Annotated in this window: 18 protein-coding genes; 16 read left to right on the top strand and 2 right to left on the bottom strand. The window is 75.0% G+C overall.

Going from position 1 to position 15,999, the window contains the following annotated elements; translation table 11 throughout:
- The first annotated feature begins 64 nt into the window (after nucleotides 1-64).
- Together FKM96_RS09700 and FKM96_RS09695 are read left to right on the top strand one after the other, a co-directional pair.
- Nucleotides 65-1,087: an NADP-dependent oxidoreductase gene (locus FKM96_RS09700; RefSeq protein ID WP_147795054.1), complete on the top strand. Its 1,023-nt coding sequence runs from the start codon at nucleotides 65-67 to the stop codon at nucleotides 1,085-1,087.
- Between the two features lie 109 nt (nucleotides 1,088-1,196).
- Nucleotides 1,197-2,189 (top strand): SDR family oxidoreductase, encoded by a 993-nt coding sequence (locus tag FKM96_RS09695; protein ID WP_147795053.1) that lies wholly within the window; start codon nucleotides 1,197-1,199, stop codon nucleotides 2,187-2,189.
- A 413-nt stretch (nucleotides 2,190-2,602) separates the two neighbouring features.
- Here FKM96_RS09695 and FKM96_RS09690 read toward each other — a convergent pair whose 3' ends face one another.
- Nucleotides 2,603-3,235 (bottom strand): nucleotidyltransferase domain-containing protein, encoded by a 633-nt coding sequence (locus FKM96_RS09690; RefSeq protein WP_147795052.1) that lies wholly within the window; start codon nucleotides 3,233-3,235, stop codon nucleotides 2,603-2,605.
- A 165-nt stretch (nucleotides 3,236-3,400) separates the two neighbouring features.
- Between FKM96_RS09690 and FKM96_RS09685 the strand changes: the two genes are divergently transcribed.
- From FKM96_RS09685 to kdpC, 6 genes are all read left to right on the top strand, one after another.
- Complete coding sequence (locus FKM96_RS09685) at nucleotides 3,401-4,294, top strand: aldo/keto reductase (RefSeq protein ID WP_147795051.1); 894 nt, start codon at nucleotides 3,401-3,403, stop codon at nucleotides 4,292-4,294.
- Nucleotides 4,295-4,388: 94 nt separating this feature from the next.
- Entirely contained in the window at nucleotides 4,389-4,562 is a 174-nt protein-coding gene (locus tag FKM96_RS21530; protein WP_168216938.1) for a hypothetical protein, read from the top strand.
- On the top strand, nucleotides 4,559-4,648 hold the full coding sequence (locus tag FKM96_RS21525) for a potassium-transporting ATPase subunit F (protein WP_147795050.1): 90 nt from the start codon (nucleotides 4,559-4,561) through the stop codon (nucleotides 4,646-4,648). The genes FKM96_RS21530 and FKM96_RS21525 overlap by 4 nt, the downstream gene beginning before the upstream one ends.
- Nucleotides 4,648-6,318: a potassium-transporting ATPase subunit KdpA gene (gene kdpA, locus FKM96_RS09675; RefSeq protein ID WP_147795049.1), complete on the top strand. Its 1,671-nt coding sequence runs from the start codon at nucleotides 4,648-4,650 to the stop codon at nucleotides 6,316-6,318. The genes FKM96_RS21525 and kdpA overlap by 1 nt, the downstream gene beginning before the upstream one ends.
- Before the next feature lie 5 nt (nucleotides 6,319-6,323).
- Nucleotides 6,324-8,501, top strand: a complete 2,178-nt coding sequence (kdpB, locus tag FKM96_RS09670) for a potassium-transporting ATPase subunit KdpB (RefSeq protein ID WP_147795048.1) — start codon at nucleotides 6,324-6,326, stop codon at nucleotides 8,499-8,501.
- 25 nt (nucleotides 8,502-8,526) lie between these two features.
- Nucleotides 8,527-9,135, top strand: coding sequence for a potassium-transporting ATPase subunit KdpC (gene kdpC, locus FKM96_RS09665; RefSeq protein ID WP_147795047.1), 609 nt, complete (start codon nucleotides 8,527-8,529; stop codon nucleotides 9,133-9,135).
- Nucleotides 9,136-9,242: 107 nt separating this feature from the next.
- Here the strand turns inward: kdpC and FKM96_RS09660 are convergent, their stop codons facing one another.
- Complete coding sequence (locus FKM96_RS09660) at nucleotides 9,243-10,127, bottom strand: DMT family transporter (RefSeq protein ID WP_147795046.1); 885 nt, start codon at nucleotides 10,125-10,127, stop codon at nucleotides 9,243-9,245.
- A 39-nt stretch (nucleotides 10,128-10,166) separates the two neighbouring features.
- On the opposite strand from FKM96_RS09660, the gene FKM96_RS09655 reads away from it, so the two are divergent.
- From FKM96_RS09655 to FKM96_RS09620, 8 genes are all read left to right on the top strand, one after another.
- A complete protein-coding gene (locus FKM96_RS09655) occupies nucleotides 10,167-10,667 on the top strand; it encodes a MarR family winged helix-turn-helix transcriptional regulator (RefSeq protein ID WP_147795045.1) in 501 nt (166 codons plus the stop codon).
- A gap of 92 nt (nucleotides 10,668-10,759) precedes the next feature.
- Nucleotides 10,760-11,086 (top strand): ferredoxin, encoded by a 327-nt coding sequence (gene fdxA, locus FKM96_RS09650; protein WP_147795044.1) that lies wholly within the window; start codon nucleotides 10,760-10,762, stop codon nucleotides 11,084-11,086.
- Between the two features lies 1 nt (nucleotide 11,087).
- The gene (locus FKM96_RS09645; protein ID WP_147795043.1) at nucleotides 11,088-12,467 is read left to right on the top strand and encodes an FAD-dependent oxidoreductase; all 1,380 of its coding nucleotides are present in this window, start codon (nucleotides 11,088-11,090) and stop codon (nucleotides 12,465-12,467) included.
- Nucleotide 12,468: 1 nt separating this feature from the next.
- A complete protein-coding gene (soxR, locus tag FKM96_RS09640) occupies nucleotides 12,469-13,023 on the top strand; it encodes a redox-sensitive transcriptional activator SoxR (protein ID WP_305764247.1) in 555 nt (184 codons plus the stop codon).
- Nucleotides 13,024-13,058: 35 nt separating this feature from the next.
- Entirely contained in the window at nucleotides 13,059-13,619 is a 561-nt protein-coding gene (locus FKM96_RS09635; RefSeq protein WP_147795041.1) for a hypothetical protein, read from the top strand.
- 1 nt (nucleotide 13,620) lies between these two features.
- Nucleotides 13,621-14,724, top strand: coding sequence for an amidoligase family protein (locus tag FKM96_RS09630; RefSeq protein WP_246855295.1), 1,104 nt, complete (start codon nucleotides 13,621-13,623; stop codon nucleotides 14,722-14,724).
- Nucleotides 14,721-15,320: an RNA polymerase sigma factor gene (locus FKM96_RS09625; protein ID WP_147795040.1), complete on the top strand. Its 600-nt coding sequence runs from the start codon at nucleotides 14,721-14,723 to the stop codon at nucleotides 15,318-15,320. Before FKM96_RS09630 ends, FKM96_RS09625 begins: the two co-directional genes overlap by 4 nt.
- Nucleotides 15,317-15,991, top strand: coding sequence for a hypothetical protein (locus FKM96_RS09620; protein ID WP_147795039.1), 675 nt, complete (start codon nucleotides 15,317-15,319; stop codon nucleotides 15,989-15,991). Before FKM96_RS09625 ends, FKM96_RS09620 begins: the two co-directional genes overlap by 4 nt.
- Nucleotides 15,992-15,999 lie beyond the last annotated feature (8 nt).

The following is a 15,999-nucleotide window of genomic DNA, read 5'->3' as shown; positions in this document are numbered from 1 at the left end:
AGCATATAGTGGACCGGTCAGTCCAAAAACCGGAGGTCCCGGCGTCGTCGGGACGAGGAGATGCATGTCCCGCACCACCAGCACCCAGATCCAGCTCGTCGCGCGCCCGCAGGGGTGGCCGACCCACGACGACTTCCGCACCGTGACGGTCGAGTTCGGCGACCTCGAGCCCGGGCAGGTGCGCGTCCGCAACGCCTTCCTCTCGGTCGACCCGTACATGCGGGGCCGGATGAACGACGTCAAGAGCTACACCCCTCCCTTCGCGCTGGGCGAGACGATGACCGGCGGCGCCATCGGGCACGTGGTCGAGTCCGCCGCCGACGACGTCCCGGTCGGGTCGCTGGTGCAGCACGAGCTCGGCTGGCGCGACGTCGCCCAGGCGGACCGCACGGCCTTCCGGGTCGTCCCGGAGCTGCCGGGTGTGCCGCTCTCGGTGCGCCTGGGCATCCTCGGCATGACCGGTCTCACCGGGTACGTGGGTCTGACGGCGATCGCCGGGATGCGCGAGGGGGACACCGTGTTCGTCTCCGGGGCGGCCGGCGCCGTCGGCACCGCCGCCGGGCAGATCGCGCGGCTCCTCGGGGCGAAGCGCGTCATCGGGTCCGCCGGCTCGGCCGAGAAGGTCGCGCTGCTGACCGGGAAGTACGGCTACGACGCGGCGTTCAACTACAAGGACGCCCCGGTGCGGGAGCAGCTCGCCGCGCTGGCCCCCGAGGGCGTGGACGTGTTCTTCGACAACGTCGGCGGCGACCACCTGGAGGCGGCCCTCGACGTGATGAACCCCGGCGGGCGGGTGGCCCTGTGCGGCGCGATCGCCGGGTACAACGCCACCGAGAAGCCGGCCGGGCCGGACAACATGGCGAACATCATCACGCGCGGGCTCACCCTGAAGGGCTTCACGCTCGCCGGGTACGTGCACCTCGCCCCGGAGTTCTCCGAGAAGATGGCCGGCTGGCTCGGCGCCGGGAAGATCGCCTACGACGAGACGATCGTCGACGGGATCGAGAACGCCGTCGACGCGTTCCTCGACATGATGCGCGGGGCGAACACCGGGAAGATGCTCGTCCGCGTCGCCGAGGAGGGCTGACCGGGCCCGAGGCGCGCGGTACCGCCGCCCTGCCGCGCCCTCGCGCGCTCGGCCGGGCGGCGGGGTACCGGCCGGGCGCCGCGGGCTGCGCCCGGCTACCGTGCCGGGCATGGCAGCAACGCGGCTCCTCGTCATCGGCGGCACCGGCGTCATCAGCTCGGCCGTCACCCGGCTCGCAGTCGAGCGGGGGCTCGACGTCACGGTCCTCAACCGCGGGTCGAGCGCGACCCGCCCGCTCCCGGACGGCGTCGAGGTCGTCCAGGCCGACGTGCGCGACCCGGCGTCCGTGCGCGCCGCGCTCGGGTCCCGCGAGTTCGACTCCGTCGTCGACTGGGTGGCCTTCACCCCGGAGCACGTGCAGACCGACGTCGACCTGTTCGCCGGGCGGACCGGCCAGTACGTGTTCATCTCGTCCGCGTCGGCCTACCAGACGCCCCCGGAGCGGCTGCCGGTCACCGAGTCGACGCCGCTGCGCAACCCGTTCTGGCAGTACTCCCGGGACAAGATCGCGTGCGAGGACCTGCTGGTGCGTGCGTACCGCGACTCGGGCTTCCCGGCGACGGTGGTCCGGCCGTCGCACACGTACGACCGGACGCTCGTGCCGCTCGACGGCGGCTGGACCGCGATGGAGCGGATGCGCCAGGGCCGGGAGGTCGTCGTGCACGGCGACGGCACCTCCCTGTGGACGCTGACGCACCACGAGGACTTCGCGCGCGGCATGGTCCCGCTGCTCGGGAACCCGCGGACGCTCGGCGAGGCGTTCCACATCACCTCGGACGACGCGCTCACCTGGGACCAGATCGTGCGGGCGCTCGCGGCCGCCGCGGGCGTCGAGCCGCGGATCGTGCACGTGCCGTCCGACGCGATCGCCGCCGCCGACCCGGAGTGGGGCGCGGGGCTGCTCGGGGACAAGGCGCACTCGATGGTGTTCGACACGACCAAGCTCCGCCGGCTGGTGCCCGACTTCGTGACGACGATCCGGTTCGAGCAGGGCGCGCGGGAGATCGTCGACTGGCACGACGCCGACCCGGCGCGCCGCGCGGTCGACGCGCGCCTGGACGCGGTGATGGACGACCTGGTGGCCCGCTTCCGCGTGGGGTGAGGGGGACGGGACGCACGATCAGGTCGTGCGTGCCCGGGCCTCCTCGACCAGCGACCCCGCCGCGCGGAGCGCGGCCCGACGGTCCCGGTCGGTCAGGAGGCCGGTGCCGTAGTGGGCGGCCGGCTTGAGCGCGACCAGATCGCGCAGTCCCTTGCCGTGCCGGCTGTCGACCCGCGACAGCAGCTCGGCCGCCGCGGCGTGGTCCTGACCCGCATACCGCTCGCCCGTCGCGGCGACGCAGATCGCATCACCCGCGGCGATGCCTGCCAGGACGCACAGCCCGACGCAGACGTTGACCGCCGCGCCGTCCTCGGCCTAGATCAGCTCGGCCACCTCCAGGTACTTCTCCGCGATCCTCCGCCGCGCCGTCGCGTGCGGCGCGTCTTGCCGCCGGGTGGCGAGCCGCCGTGCGTTCACGACGGGCCGCTCCGTCCGCGCAGGAGCGCGTCGAACGCCGACCCGACGAGCACGAGGGCGTCGCGCGCGAGCTCGTCCACGAGCGGTTCCCCGGCGGCGGCCGCGGCGACGAGCTCGTCGGTGGACAGCACGAGGGGCTCGAGGGTGTTGCCGGTCCAGGTCAGCACGTCGTCCTCCAGGGCCCGCACCTGCGCGCGCCACGACTCAGCCTGCCGGTCCAGGCCGGGCGGTGTCACCACCAGAAGATCGAGGTCGGAGGCCTCGTCGCCCGCGCCGCGCGCGAAGGAGCCGAACAGCGACGCGTGCGCCGGCACGGGCGTCAGCGCCCCGACCGCCGCGCGGAGGCGGGACACGACCTCTCGGCGCGCGGCCACCGCGGATTCGACCGCCGGGGCGAGCACGTGGCGCCGGTTCAGGCGGTACATCGCTCCCGTGTTGGACGGCTCGGCGGTGATCAGGCCGGTCACGCTCAGGCGCTCCAGCACCAGCGACAGCCCGGCCCGGCTGCCCCGCCCTGCGAGGCGGGCCACCTGGCTGGCGGACAGCGCCGACTCCGTGCCCGCCAGCACCGCGAGGGCCGCGGAGTCGAGGCTGGGGATGAGCGAGCGGAGCGGGTCGGACAGGTCCATGCGCCGATCCTCGCGCTCGTGCAGCCTGGGTGCAACTATTCTGGCGCAACGCCAGTATTCTGACGAGCGGTGGACCGCGATGGCCCCGCTGCAGGAGCCGCGCCATGCTGGACCCCGGCCCCGCCGCAGCCCGCCGCGGGGCGCACCCGCCGCGAAGGAGCACTTGTGCAGCACCGCAGCATCGGCCCGTACACCGTCTCCGCGATCGGCCTCGGCGCCATGCCGATGTCGATGAACAACGACAAGGTCTACCCGGACCACGACGAGGCGGTCGCGACGGTGCACGCCGCGCTCGACGCGGGCGTCACGCTGATCGACACCGCCGACATCTACGCGCCGACCTGGGACCAGATGGGCCACAACGAGCGCATCGTCGCGGAGGCCGTCCGCACCTGGGGCGGTGACACCGACGGCCTGCTCATCACGACCAAGGGCGGCATCACCCGCAGCGAGGGGGAGCAGTGGGGCCGCGACGGCTCCCTCGCCTACCTGCGGTCGGCGGTCGAGAAGTCGCTGCGCGAGCTCGGCGTCGAGGCGATCGACCTGTACCAGTACCACCGCCCCGACCGGTGGCTCGTCTACGGCGAGATCATGGAGCACCTGGCGACGCTCAAGCAGGAGGGCAAGATCCGCGAGATCGGCATCTCGAACGCCAGCGTCGAGGAGATCGAGATCGCGCAGCAGGTGCTGGGCGAGGGCGGCCTGGTCAGCGTGCAGAACGAGTTCTCCCCGCGGCACCCCGGCAGCTACGACGAGCTGCGGTACTGCGAGGAGCACGGGATCGCGTTCCTGCCGTGGAGCCCGCTCGGCGGCACGGGCGGCGGCGGCCGCGGCGTCGGGGACCGGTTCTCCGTGTTCCGGGAGATCGGCGAGGCGCACGGGGTCAGCCCGCAGCAGGTCGTCCTCGCGTGGGAGCTCGCGCTGAGCGAGGTGCTGGTCGCGATCCCCGGCGCCCGGCGCCCGGCGTCCATCGCCGACTCCGCGCGGGCGGCCGACCTGGCGCTCACGGCCGAGGAGGTCGAGCGCTGCTCGCGCGCCGTGGGGCTCGACGTGGGCTGACCTGGAGGTCGTCCGCACGCGATCCGTCAGGAACCGGCCGCGGCCCGTATGGAACCCGTGAGGACGGCCGCCGGCGCGGCCCGGCGGGAGTCGGATGGGACACGGCCCGGGGAACCGACCCGGGTCCGCCGGCGCGGCGCCCACCCCGGGGCCCGCCGGCGCGGTTCGACGTCTGGAGTCCCCCGTGCTGGACCTGGTGTTCGTGGTGGCCGCGGTCGCCCTGTTCGCGCTCGTGAGCGCCGTCGCCGCGGGGGTCGAGAGGCTGTGATCGTCCTCGACCTCGTCGCGGCGGCGCTCGGCGTCGCGGCGGTCGTCTACCTGGTGTGGGCGCTCGTGAAGCCGGAGCGGTTCTGATGGCCGGCTGGCTGGCCGCGGGTCAGCTGCTGCTGGTGGCCGTCGTGATCGCGGCGCTGTACCGGCCGCTCGGCGACTACCTGGCCCACGTGTACACGTCGCCGCGCGACCTGCGGGTCGAGCGTGGCCTGTACCGGCTGGTGGGCGTCGACTCGCGGTCCGAGCAGTCCTGGCGCTCCTACGTGCGCAGCGTGCTGGCGTTCTCCGTGGTCGGGCTGCTGCTCGTCTACGTGCTGCAGCGGGCGCAGGCCTGGCTGCCCGGGGACCTGGGGCTCCCGGCGGTGCGCCCCGACCTGGCGTTCAACACGGCCGCGTCCTTCGTCGGCAACACCAACTGGCAGTCGTACTCGCCGGAGCAGACCCTCGGGTACTCCGTGCAGGTGCTCGGCCTGGCGGTGCAGAACTTCGTGTCGGCGGCCGTCGGCATGGCGGTCGCGGTCGCGCTGGTGCGCGGGTTCGCCCGCCGCCGCACGGGCACGATCGGCAACTTCTGGGTCGACCTCACCCGCGGCACGCTGCGGGTGCTGCTGCCGCTCTCGGTCGTCGGGGCCGTGGTGCTGATCGCGGGCGGCGTCATCCAGAACTGGGCCGCCCCGACGGACGTCACCACCCTGGCCGGCGGCGTGCAGTCGATCCCCGGCGGACCGGTGGCCTCGCAGGAGGTCATCAAGCTGCTCGGCACCAACGGCGGCGGGTTCTTCAACGCGAACTCCGCGCACCCGTTCGAGAACCCGACGGGCTGGACCAGCCTGTTCGAGGTCGTGCTCATGCTCGCGATCCCGTTCGCGCTGCCCCGCACGTTCGGCCGCATGGTCGGCTCGCACCGGCAGGGCTACGCGATCCTCGCCGCGATGGGCGCGATCTTCCTGGCCAGCACCGTGCTGCTGACGGTCGTGGAGAGCCACGGCGCCGGGGCGGCCCCGCAGTTGGCGGGTGCCGCGATGGAGGGCAAGGAGCAGCGGTTCGGCATCGCGGCGACCACGCTGTTCGGCAGCGTCAGCACGCTGACGTCGACCGGCGCGGTCAACGGCATGCACGACTCGTTCACCGCGCTCGGCGGGCTGTTCCCGATGATCAACATGATGCTCGGCGAGATCGCCCCCGGCGGCGTCGGGTCCGGGCTCTACGGGATGCTCGTGCTCGCGGTCATCGCGGTCTTCGTCGGCGGCCTGATGGTCGGCCGCACCCCGGAGTACCTGGGCAAGAAGATCGGCCCGCGCGAGATCAAGCTCGCGTCCCTGTACATCCTGGTGACCCCGACGCTCGTCCTGGCCGGCACCGCGCTGTCGTTCGCGGTCCCGGCGGTGCGGGAGTCCGTGGAGTCCACGTCGATCTGGAACCCCGGGGTGCACGGCTTCTCCGAGGTGCTGTACGCCTTCACGTCGGCGGCGAACAACAACGGCTCGGCGTTCGCCGGCCTGACCGCGAACACCCCGTGGTTCAACACCGCCCTGGGCGTCGCGATCCTGCTCGGCCGGTTCGTGCCGATCGTGCTGGTGCTGGCGCTCGCGGGCTCGCTCGCCGCGCAGGACAAGGTCCCGGCCACCGCCGGCACCCTGCCCACCTCCCGGCCGCAGTTCGTCGGCCTCCTCACGGGCGTCGCGGTGATCGTGACCGCCCTGACCTACTTCCCCGTTCTCGCGCTGGGTCCCCTGGCAGAAGGTCTGTGACGTCGATGAGCACTGCCCTGCAGCCCGACGCTGCCCCGACGACGGGCCCGGCCGACCCGGCCGCGCCCGCCCCGCGCCGCCCCCGCGGGCTGAGCCCCGCCCAGGCCCGGGAGGCGCTGCCGGACACGTTCCGCAAGCTCGACCCGCGCCTGATGTGGCACAACCCGGTGATGTTCGTCGTCGAGGTCGGCGCCGTGCTCACCACGGTCCTGGCCGTCGTCGAGCCGTTCACCGGCGGCCCCGAGCAGTCCGGCGGGACCGACACCCCGGCCACGTTCACCGCGGGCATCGCCGTGTGGCTCTGGCTCACGGTGCTGTTCGCGAACTTCGCGGAGGCCGTGGCCGAGGGCCGCGGCAAGGCCCAGGCGGACAGCCTCCGGCAGACCCGGTCGAGCACCACGGCCGCGGTGGTCGACGGGTACGACCCCGCGCGCGACCCGGGTGCCGAGCGCGCACGCACCCGGCCGGTCGCCTCGCCGGACCTGGCTCTCGGCGACGTCGTGGTGGTGACCGCCGGGGAGCTGATCCCCGGGGACGGCGACATCGTCTGGGGCATCGCCTCGGTCGACGAGTCCGCCATCACCGGCGAGTCGGCGCCCGTGGTCCGGGAGTCCGGCGGTGACCGGTCCGCCGTCACCGGCGGCACCCGCGTCCTGTCCGACCGCATCGTCGTGCGGATCACCTCGAAGCCGGGTGAGACGTTCGTCGACCGGATGATCGCGCTGGTCGAGGGCGCGGCCCGGCAGAAGACGCCGAACGAGATCGCGCTGAACATCCTGCTGGCGTCGCTGTCGATCGTGTTCGTGGTCGTCGCGCTCACGCTGAACCCGATCGCGGGCTACTCGGGCGCGTCGGTGAGCGTGCCGGTGCTGGTCGCCCTGCTGGTGTGCCTGATCCCGACGACGATCGGGGCCCTGCTGTCCGCGATCGGCATCGCCGGCATGGACCGGCTGGTGCAGCGGAACGTGCTGGCGATGTCCGGCCGCGCCGTCGAGGCGGCGGGCGACGTCACGACCCTGCTGCTCGACAAGACCGGCACCATCACCTACGGCAACCGCCGCGCGGTCGCCTTCCTTCCGCTGGCCGGCGTCGACGCGCACGACCTGGTGCGGTCCGCCGCCCAGGCCTCGGCGGCCGACCCGACGCCGGAGGGGAGGTCGATCGTCGACCTCGCCGCCGGGCAGGGCGTGGCGGGCGACGTCGCGACCATCGCCGCCGGCACCGAGGTCGTGCCGTTCACCGCGCAGACCCGGATGAGCGGCGTCGACCTGCCGGACGTCACCCGGATCCGCAAGGGCGCCGGCTCGGCCGTCGTCGCGTGGCTCGAGGAGGAGGGGACGCTGCCGGCTCCCGTGCGCCGGGAGCTGGACGGCCACGTGGAGCGCATCTCGTCCGAGGGCGGCACCCCGCTGGTCGTCGCGGCGAAGGACTGGTCCGGCGCGGGGCGGGTCCTCGGGGTCGTGCACCTCAAGGACGTCGTCAAGGACGGCCTGGCCGAGCGGTTCGCCGAGCTGCGCGCGATGGGCATCCGCACCGTGATGATCACCGGCGACAACCCTCTGACCGCCAAGGCCATCGCCGCCGAGGCCGGCGTCGACGACTTCCTCGCCGAGGCCACCCCGGAGGACAAGCTCGCGCTCATCAAGCGGGAGCAGGAGGGCGGCCACCTGGTCGCGATGACCGGGGACGGCACCAACGACGCCCCCGCGCTCGCGCAGGCGGACGTCGGCGTGGCGATGAACACCGGCACCTCGGCCGCCAAGGAGGCCGGGAACATGGTCGACCTCGACTCGGACCCGACCAAGCTGATCGACGTCGTCCGGATCGGCAAGCAGCTGCTCATCACCCGCGGCGCGCTGACGACCTTCTCCATCGCGAACGACGTCGCGAAGTACTTCGCGATCATCCCCGCGCTGTTCGCGGGGGTGTTCCCGGGCCTGGCGGCGCTCAACATCATGCAGCTGTCGTCGCCGGCGTCCGCGATCCTCTCCGCGATCGTGTTCAACGCCCTGGTCATCGTCGCGCTGATCCCGCTCTCCCTGCGCGGGGTGCGGTACCGCGCCGCGGCCGCCTCGACGATCCTCGGCCGCAACCTGCTGGTCTACGGCCTCGGCGGCGTCGTCGCGCCCTTCCTCGGCATCAAGCTGATCGACCTGGTCGTCAGCCTGCTGCCCGGCTTCTGACCCCCTCGGACTGAAGGAGAGAGCCGTGAGCTCCCCTCGCACCACCTGGTCGCACCTCGTCGTCTCCCTGCGGGCGATGCTGGTCCTCACCGTCATCCTCGGGGTCGCGTACCCGCTGCTCGTCACGGGGCTCGGCCGGCTGATGCCGGCGCGGGCCGACGGGTCCCTCGTGACCGGGGCGGACGGCGCCGTCGTCGGGTCGTCGCTGATCGGCCAGTCGTTCACCGACGCCGACGGCGCGCCGCTGCCGCGGTACTTCCAGTCCCGGCCGTCCGCGGCCGGCGACGGGTACGACGGTGCGGCGTCGTCGGGGTCGAACCTGGGGCCGGAGAACCCGGACCTGGTCGCCGCGATCGAGTCGCGCCGCGAGGCCGTCGCGGCCCTCGAAGGGGTCGACGTGGCGGCGGTGCCGGCGGACGCCGTGACCGCGTCGGGCTCGGGGCTCGACCCGCAGATCAGCCCCGCGTACGCCGAGCTGCAGGTGCCGCGCGTGGCGCGGGAGCGGGGCCTGCCGGAGCACGAGGTGCGCGCGCTGGTGGCCGCCGCGACGACGGGCCGTGCGCTCGGCGTGCTGGGCGAGCCGGCGGTGGACGTCCTGGAGCTCAACCTCGCGCTGGACCGCGCGGGGTCCTGAGCGCGGCGCGTCGACTTCGGTGCCTGTCGCCGAGTTCGGTGCCGGGGAGCACCGAACTCGGCGGGGAGCACCGAGCGCGGCGGGGAGCACCGAGCGCGGCGACAGGGCTACCGCGCGCCGACCACCTCCGGCACCCGGCGTCGCGCCCGGGTCGCGCCCAGCGCCATCGCCCCCAGCACCACCGTGATGCCCACGACCTGCCGCCACGACAGCACCTCCGCCGCGAGCACCGTCCCGAGCAGCACGCCCGTCACCGGGTTGAGCAGCCCCACGAGCCCGACCGTCGACGGTCCGAGGTGCCGCAGCGCCGCGAACCACGCCACGTTCGCCACGGCGGTCGCGACCAGCGAGACGTACGCGAACCCGAGCAGCGCCGTGCCGTCGAGCGCCGGCGGCGCCCCCTCGACGGCGACCGCGGCCGGCAGCAGCACGAGGGACCCGGCGACGAGCTGCCAGGCGGTCAGCGGCAGCACCTCGACCTCGCCCTGCCAGCGGTTCGCCAGCACGTACCCGATCGACGACATCAGCATGGCGGCCACCGAGGCGAGGATCCCGCGCGGGTCGAGCCCGGCGCCGTCTCCGCCGCCCAGCAGCATGACCGCCACGCCGACGATCCCCAGCACGCCGCCGACCACGGCCCGCAGTCGTGGACGCTGGCCGAGAAGCAGCCACGCCGCCAGCATCATCGCGACCGGCCCGACGGCCATCACGGTCGACGCGATGCTGCTCGGCAGTGCCTGCGCCGCCACGTAGACCAGCGCGAAGAACGCCCCGACGGTGAGCGTCCCGAGCACGAACGACCGCCACCACCACGACCCGCGCGGCAGCCGCCGGGCCAGTACGAGCAGCACGATCCCCGCCGGGAGCGCGCGGAGGACGCCGCCCCACAGCGGGCTGTCGGCGGGCAGCGCGTGCCGCGTGACGTAGTAGGTGCTGCCCCAGAGGACCGGCGCGATCGCGGCGATCGGCAGCCAGCGACGGTTGTCTTCCACGGAAGCGACTATACCTTCCGTGGAAGATATGATGGGCGCATGGCACCCGACCACGTCGACCGCATCCAGCAGGAGTGGGCCCGCGAGCGGCCGGACGTCGACGTGCGCCCGCAGGGGGTCATCGGCCGGCTGCACCGGCTCGCGCTCGCCCTCACCGCCGAGATCACCGAGGTCTACCGGGAGCACGGGCTCGGCGAGGGCGAGTTCGACGTGCTCGCCGCGCTGCGCCGGGCGGGGGAGCCGTACGAGCGGGCGCCGGGCGACCTCGCGGCGCACACGATGGTGACCACCGGGGCGATGACGAAGCGGGTCGACCGCCTGGAGCGCGCCGGCCTGGTCACCCGCCGACCCAGCGCCGTCGACGGCCGCGGGCGGGTCGTCGCGCTCACGCCGCGCGGCCGGGAGGCGATCGACGCGGCGTTCACCGCGCACATGGCGAACGAGCGGCGGCTGCTCGACCTGCTCGGCCCCGAGGAGGACGCGGCGGAGCTCGAGCGGCTGCTCCGCCGGTGGCTCGCGGCGCTGGACCGCGGGGTGTGACCTCGGCCACCGCGCCTTGATCTCGACCATGGTTGAGGTCCTAGCGTCGACGCGGGCCCGGCCGCCGGGGCGCGGGCCCGGACGGAGGCCTCGTGACGTACGTGATCGCCCAGCCCTGCGTGGACGTCAAGGACAAGGCGTGCATCGAGGAGTGCCCGGTCGACTGCATCTACGAGGGCAAGCGCTCGCTGTACATCCACCCCGACGGGTGCGTGGACTGCGGCGCCTGCGAGCCGGTCTGCCCCGTCGAGGCCATCTACTACGAGGACGACGTCCCCGAGCAGTGGAGCGAGTACTACAAGGCCAACGTCGAGTTCTTCGACACCCTGGGCTCGCCCGGCGGCGCCGCGCGGACCGGGGCGCAGACCTTCGACCACCCGGTCATCGCCACGCTGCCGCTCCAGGTGCACGGCGACTGAGGTGACGACGCCCCCGCCCGCGCCCTCCGCCGCCCGCGTCGCCGTCGTCGGCGCCGGCCCCGCGGGCGTCTACGCCGCGCAGATGGTCGCCCAGGGCCTGCCCGGCGCCGCGGTCGACCTGCTGGAGAAGCTGCCGGTGCCATACGGCCTGGTCCGGTACGGCGTGGCCCCGGACCACCCGCGCATCCGGGGGATCGTCGACTCCCTGCACGAGCTGCTGCACGGTTCCCCGGTGCGCGTGCTGTGCGACGTCGAGGTGGGTGCCGACGTCACCGTGCCGGAGCTGCTCGACCGGTACGACGCGGTCGTGCTCGCGACGGGCGCGGACCGGGCCGCGCCGCTGCCGGTGCCGGGCCACGACCTGCCCGGCTCGCACGGCGCCGCCGACTTCGTCGCCTGGTACTGCAGCCACCCCGACGCCCCCGCGGCCTGGCCGCTCGACGCGCGGGAGGTGGCCGTCGTCGGGGCGGGGAACGTGGCGCTCGACCTCACGCGGATGCTCGTCAAGCGGGCCGACGACCTGCTCACCACCGACACCCCGGACCACGTGCACGCGGCGTTCGCGGGCAGCGCGCTCCGGACGGTGCACCTGTTCGCGCGACGCGGCCCCGCGGACACCCGGTTCTCGCCGCTGGAGCTGCGCGAGCTGGGGGAGCAGCAGGGCGTGGACGTGCTCGTCGACCCCGCGGAGGTCGCGCTCGACGAGCACGGCCGACGGATGGTCGCGCAGTTCTCGCCGAAGCGGCAGGTGGTCGAGACGCTGACCCGGTGGGCCGAGCGCGACCCCGAGACGCTGACCGCCCCGCGCCGGGTGCACCTGCACTTCTACCGCGCGCCCGCGCGGATCGAGGGGGACCGCCGGGTCGAGGCGCTGGTCACCGAGCGCACCGTGCCGGACCCGCTCGGCCGGGTCACCGGGACCGGCGAGCACGAGACCTGGCCGGTGCAGGCCGTGTACCGCGCGGTGGGCTACCTGTCGTCGCCGGTGCCGGGCGCGCCGTTCGACCCGGTCCGCGGCGTGGTGCCGAACGACGAGGGCCGGGTGCGCGCCGCCGACGGCGGGCCCGTCCCCGGGCTGTACGTCACCGGCTGGGCCAAGCGCGGCCCGGCCGGGCTGATCGGGTCGACCAGGTCCGACGCCCGGCAGACCGTCGACCACCTGCTGGCCGACGTGGCGCACCGCGTCGCGGCCCGGGCGGCGACGGGCGCGACCCAGGCGCCGGGCGTCGACGACCTGCTGGCCGGCCGGGGCGGGCGGCACGTCTCGTGGGACGGCTGGCTCCGGGTCGACGCGGCCGAGGTCGCCGCCGGCGCGGCTCGCGGGCGGGAGCGGGTCAAGATCGCCACCCGGGCCGCGCTCCTCGCCGCTGCGCGCGGCTAGGGTGGCGGCCGCCGTCACGCCGAGGGAGGGGCCCGTGGAGCCGGAGGACACGCTGCCCGTCGGCGAGGTGAGCCGCCGCACCGGCGTGCCCGTCTCCGCCCTGCACTTCTACGAGCGTCGCGGCCTCATCGTGTCGACCCGGACGGCCGGCAACCAGCGCCGGTACGCCCGGCACATGCTCCGGCGGATCTCGCTGATCGTCGTGGCGAAGCGGCTCGGCGTCCCGCTGGCCGAGCTCGGCGAGGTGTTCGCCGCGGTGCCGCTCGACCGCGCCCCGACCACCGGCGAGTGGCGGCGGCTGTCCCGGGAGTGGAAGGAGCGGCTGGAGGAGCGCCGGCGCACCATCGAGCGGCTGGAGCGGGACCTCGCCGGCTGCATCGGGTGCGGCTGCCTGTCGCTCAAGGCGTGCGCGCTGCTCAACCCGGACGACGTGCTGGGGGAGCGCGGGGCCGGGCCGGTGCGGTTCGACGCGGAGGTGGCGGGGGCGCCCGTACCGGAGCCCGGCGAGATCCGTCCCGACCGGGACTCCACATCCGGGGGCCGGGCCGCGTTCTAGGGGGGCAAGCGCGTCCCACCACCTGGAGGTCCACCGTGACCAGCACGACCCGCCCCGCCCGCTCGCGGTCGATCCGCCTGCTGACCATCGGAGCCGCCGCGTCCGGCCTGTGCCTCGCCGGCGCCGGTCTGGCCGCCGCCACCAACGCCGCCGGCCCCGCCGACTCCCGCCCCGACCTGGTCGCCGAGTACGAGGCGGCCACCGAGGGCACCGAGTTCGGCGGGATGACCGCGGACTACACGGAGCAGCAGTACGGCGCGTTCTGGTCCTCCGGCTACACACTCGAGGACCTGGCCGCGCTCGAGGAGCTGTGGTCGGTCGACGAGATCGAGGCGAAGGCGCGCGTCGGCCAGGCGCTGCTGGACGGCGGCGAGCTCCCGTTCGCCCCGGGCACCCACACCACCCCGGAGCCCTCGCCCGAGACCCTGGCCGCGATCGACGCGGTCTTCGCCGCGGGGTACACCGGCGAGGACCTCTCGGAGCTCGCCGACCTGTGGAGCACCGACGTGGTCGAGACGAAGGTGCGCGCCGGTCAGCTCCTCATCGACGGGCAGACTGTCCCGGTCGCCCCGTCGGGAACCCCGGCGGGCGCCTGACGTGACCCCGGCACCGCGGACGGAGCAGGAGACCACCATCGCGACGCTGACCCTGCGCACCGGGTTCGAGGTCGAGCTGCTCGCGCCCGCCGGCTCCGACCGGCAGGTGCTCGCCGACGACCTCGCCGCCCGGTGCGGCGGGTCGGTGCGGCGGTCGTCCCACACGGACTCCGAGCCCTCCGCGGTGCCGGGCGTCGGCCTGTTCCGGCACCTGTCGCCCGCGTTCGACGTCGTCGGTCCGGACGGCGCCCCGGTCGCCCGGCTGGTCGACGACATCACGATCGAGGCCGACGTCGCCGCGGCCCCGCGCACGCCGCCGGGGCACCGCGGCTGGTACCGGGTGCTGTGCGACGACGCCCGGCTGCTGCGCCTGGTCGAGCGGCACGTCGACCCCGCGGCCGCGCTGCCGGACGTGCTCGCGCCGATCGCGGCGCTGTTCGGCACCGTGGTCGAGCTGGTCGGCGGCGCGGCGCGCGTCAACGACGCCACCGGGGCCACCGTCGCGGTCGCGATGCCGCTGCCCGGGGGCCGCGAGCGCCCGTGCGAGGTGATCACGCCACCGCTGACCCGGGACCACGGCGCCGCGCTCGACGCGCTGCTCGCACCGGCCCGGGCGCTCGGGTTCACCGTGCCGGTCGAGGCCGCGGTGCACCTGCACGTCGACGGCGCGCCGTTCCGGCGGCCCGCGGCGTTCGCGAACCTGGTCCGGCTGTTCGGGCGCTGGCGCGAGCCGCTGTGGGCGGCGCTCGGGACCAACCCGGCGTGCCGCCGGCTCGCGCCGCTGCCGGCCGACCTGGTGGCGCTGGTCGAGCGTGACGAGCAGACGGGCTGGGCCGACCTCGGGGCGGCGGCCCGCGGGACCGGTGTCACCAAGTACGCCGACGTGAACCTCACCCAGCTCGTCGCCGCGCGGCCCGTCCGGGACACCGTCGAGGTGCGGATCCTCCCGGGCTCGGACGAGGCGGCGGCGATCGTGGCACGGGCCGCGCTGGTCGAGCGGCTGCTGCTGCGCTGCCTGGACGACCGGCCGGTGCCTGCACCCGGGGCGGACGCCGTCCGCGACCCGGCCGGGGCGCTCGCCGCGCTCGCGGGGGTACCGGCGTGACGACCTACCTGCCCGTGCAGGGCCCCGAGAGCGCGCCGACGCCACGGGTGGTGCCGCTGCCGGCCGGCGGCGACGCCCGCGTGGCGGAGGCGGGCGCCGGCGGCCTCGACGACCTCGTCCGCACGCACCTCCCCGGCCTGCTCCGGTACGCGACGGTCCTGGTGGGCGACGAGCACACCGGGGCCGACCTCGTGCAGGAGGTGCTGCTGCGCGCGCACGTGCGGTGGCACCGCATCGCGCTGATGGAGCGGCCGGACCTGTACCTGCGCCGGATGGTCACCAACGAGCACCTGTCCTGGCGCCGCCGGTGGCACGTCCGCACGATCCGGCCCGCCGCCGACGAGGTGCTCGCCGCCCACGCCGGGAGCGCCGGGGACCACGCGCACGGCCTGGCCGAGGAGGACGCCATGTGGCGCCGCCTCGCCGACCTGCCGCCCCGGCAGCGCACCGTCCTGGTGCTCCGCTACTACGAGGGCCTCGCCGACGCCGACATCGCCGGCGTCCTCGGCACCTCCGCCGCCACCGTCCGCTCCCACGCCTCGCGCGCGCTCGTCACCCTGCGACGCGCCGACCCGACCTCCCCGGAGCCGTCATGACCGAGCACCGCCCGACCGAGGACGACATCGCCGCGCGCGTGGCCGCCGCGCTCCGATCCCGCGAGCCGGACCCCGCGGCCACCGCCGCCGTCGCCGACCGGATCGCCGCGACCGTCGCGGCCGCGCCCAGGTCCGCGCCGCTCGGGGTCGTGCGCGCGCTGCCGGTGTCCCGTGCGGGCCGCATCGCCGCCGCGGGCGTCGTCACGGGCACCCTCGCCGTCGTCGGGGCCGGCGCGGCTGCGGCGGCCAACCCCTACTCCGGGTTCGCCGTCGCCGTCGAGGACGCGGTGCGGGCGGTGGGCGTCGACTGGTCCGCGATGCCCGCGGGCTACACCCGCGAGCAGTACCAGGCGTTCTGGGGCCAGGGGTACACGACCGACGACGTCGCCGCGCTCGAGGACCTGTGGCAGACCGACGCGACGACCGCCAAGGCACGTGCCGGCCAGCTGCTGCTCGACGGGGCGGTCGTGCCGGTGGCGCCGCGCGAGGCCGGCCCCGGCGACGGGTCGACCGGTGACCCGATGTCGACGTTCTGGGACTCGGGGTACGACTTCGAGGACGCCGACCGGCTCGCCGAGCTGTGGCAGGTCGACGTCGGCGAGGCGAAGGCCCGAGCCGGGCAGCTGCTCCTGGACGGTGACCCGCTGCCGATCGCCCCGGGCGAGGGCTGAGGCGCCCG

It is taken from the genome of Cellulomonas sp. Y8 (genome assembly GCF_008033115.1).
Lineage (GTDB): Bacteria > Actinomycetota > Actinomycetes > Actinomycetales > Cellulomonadaceae > Cellulomonas.
Note: the sequence above shows the minus strand (reverse complement) of the source record. Positions and strands in the feature narration are given on the sequence as shown.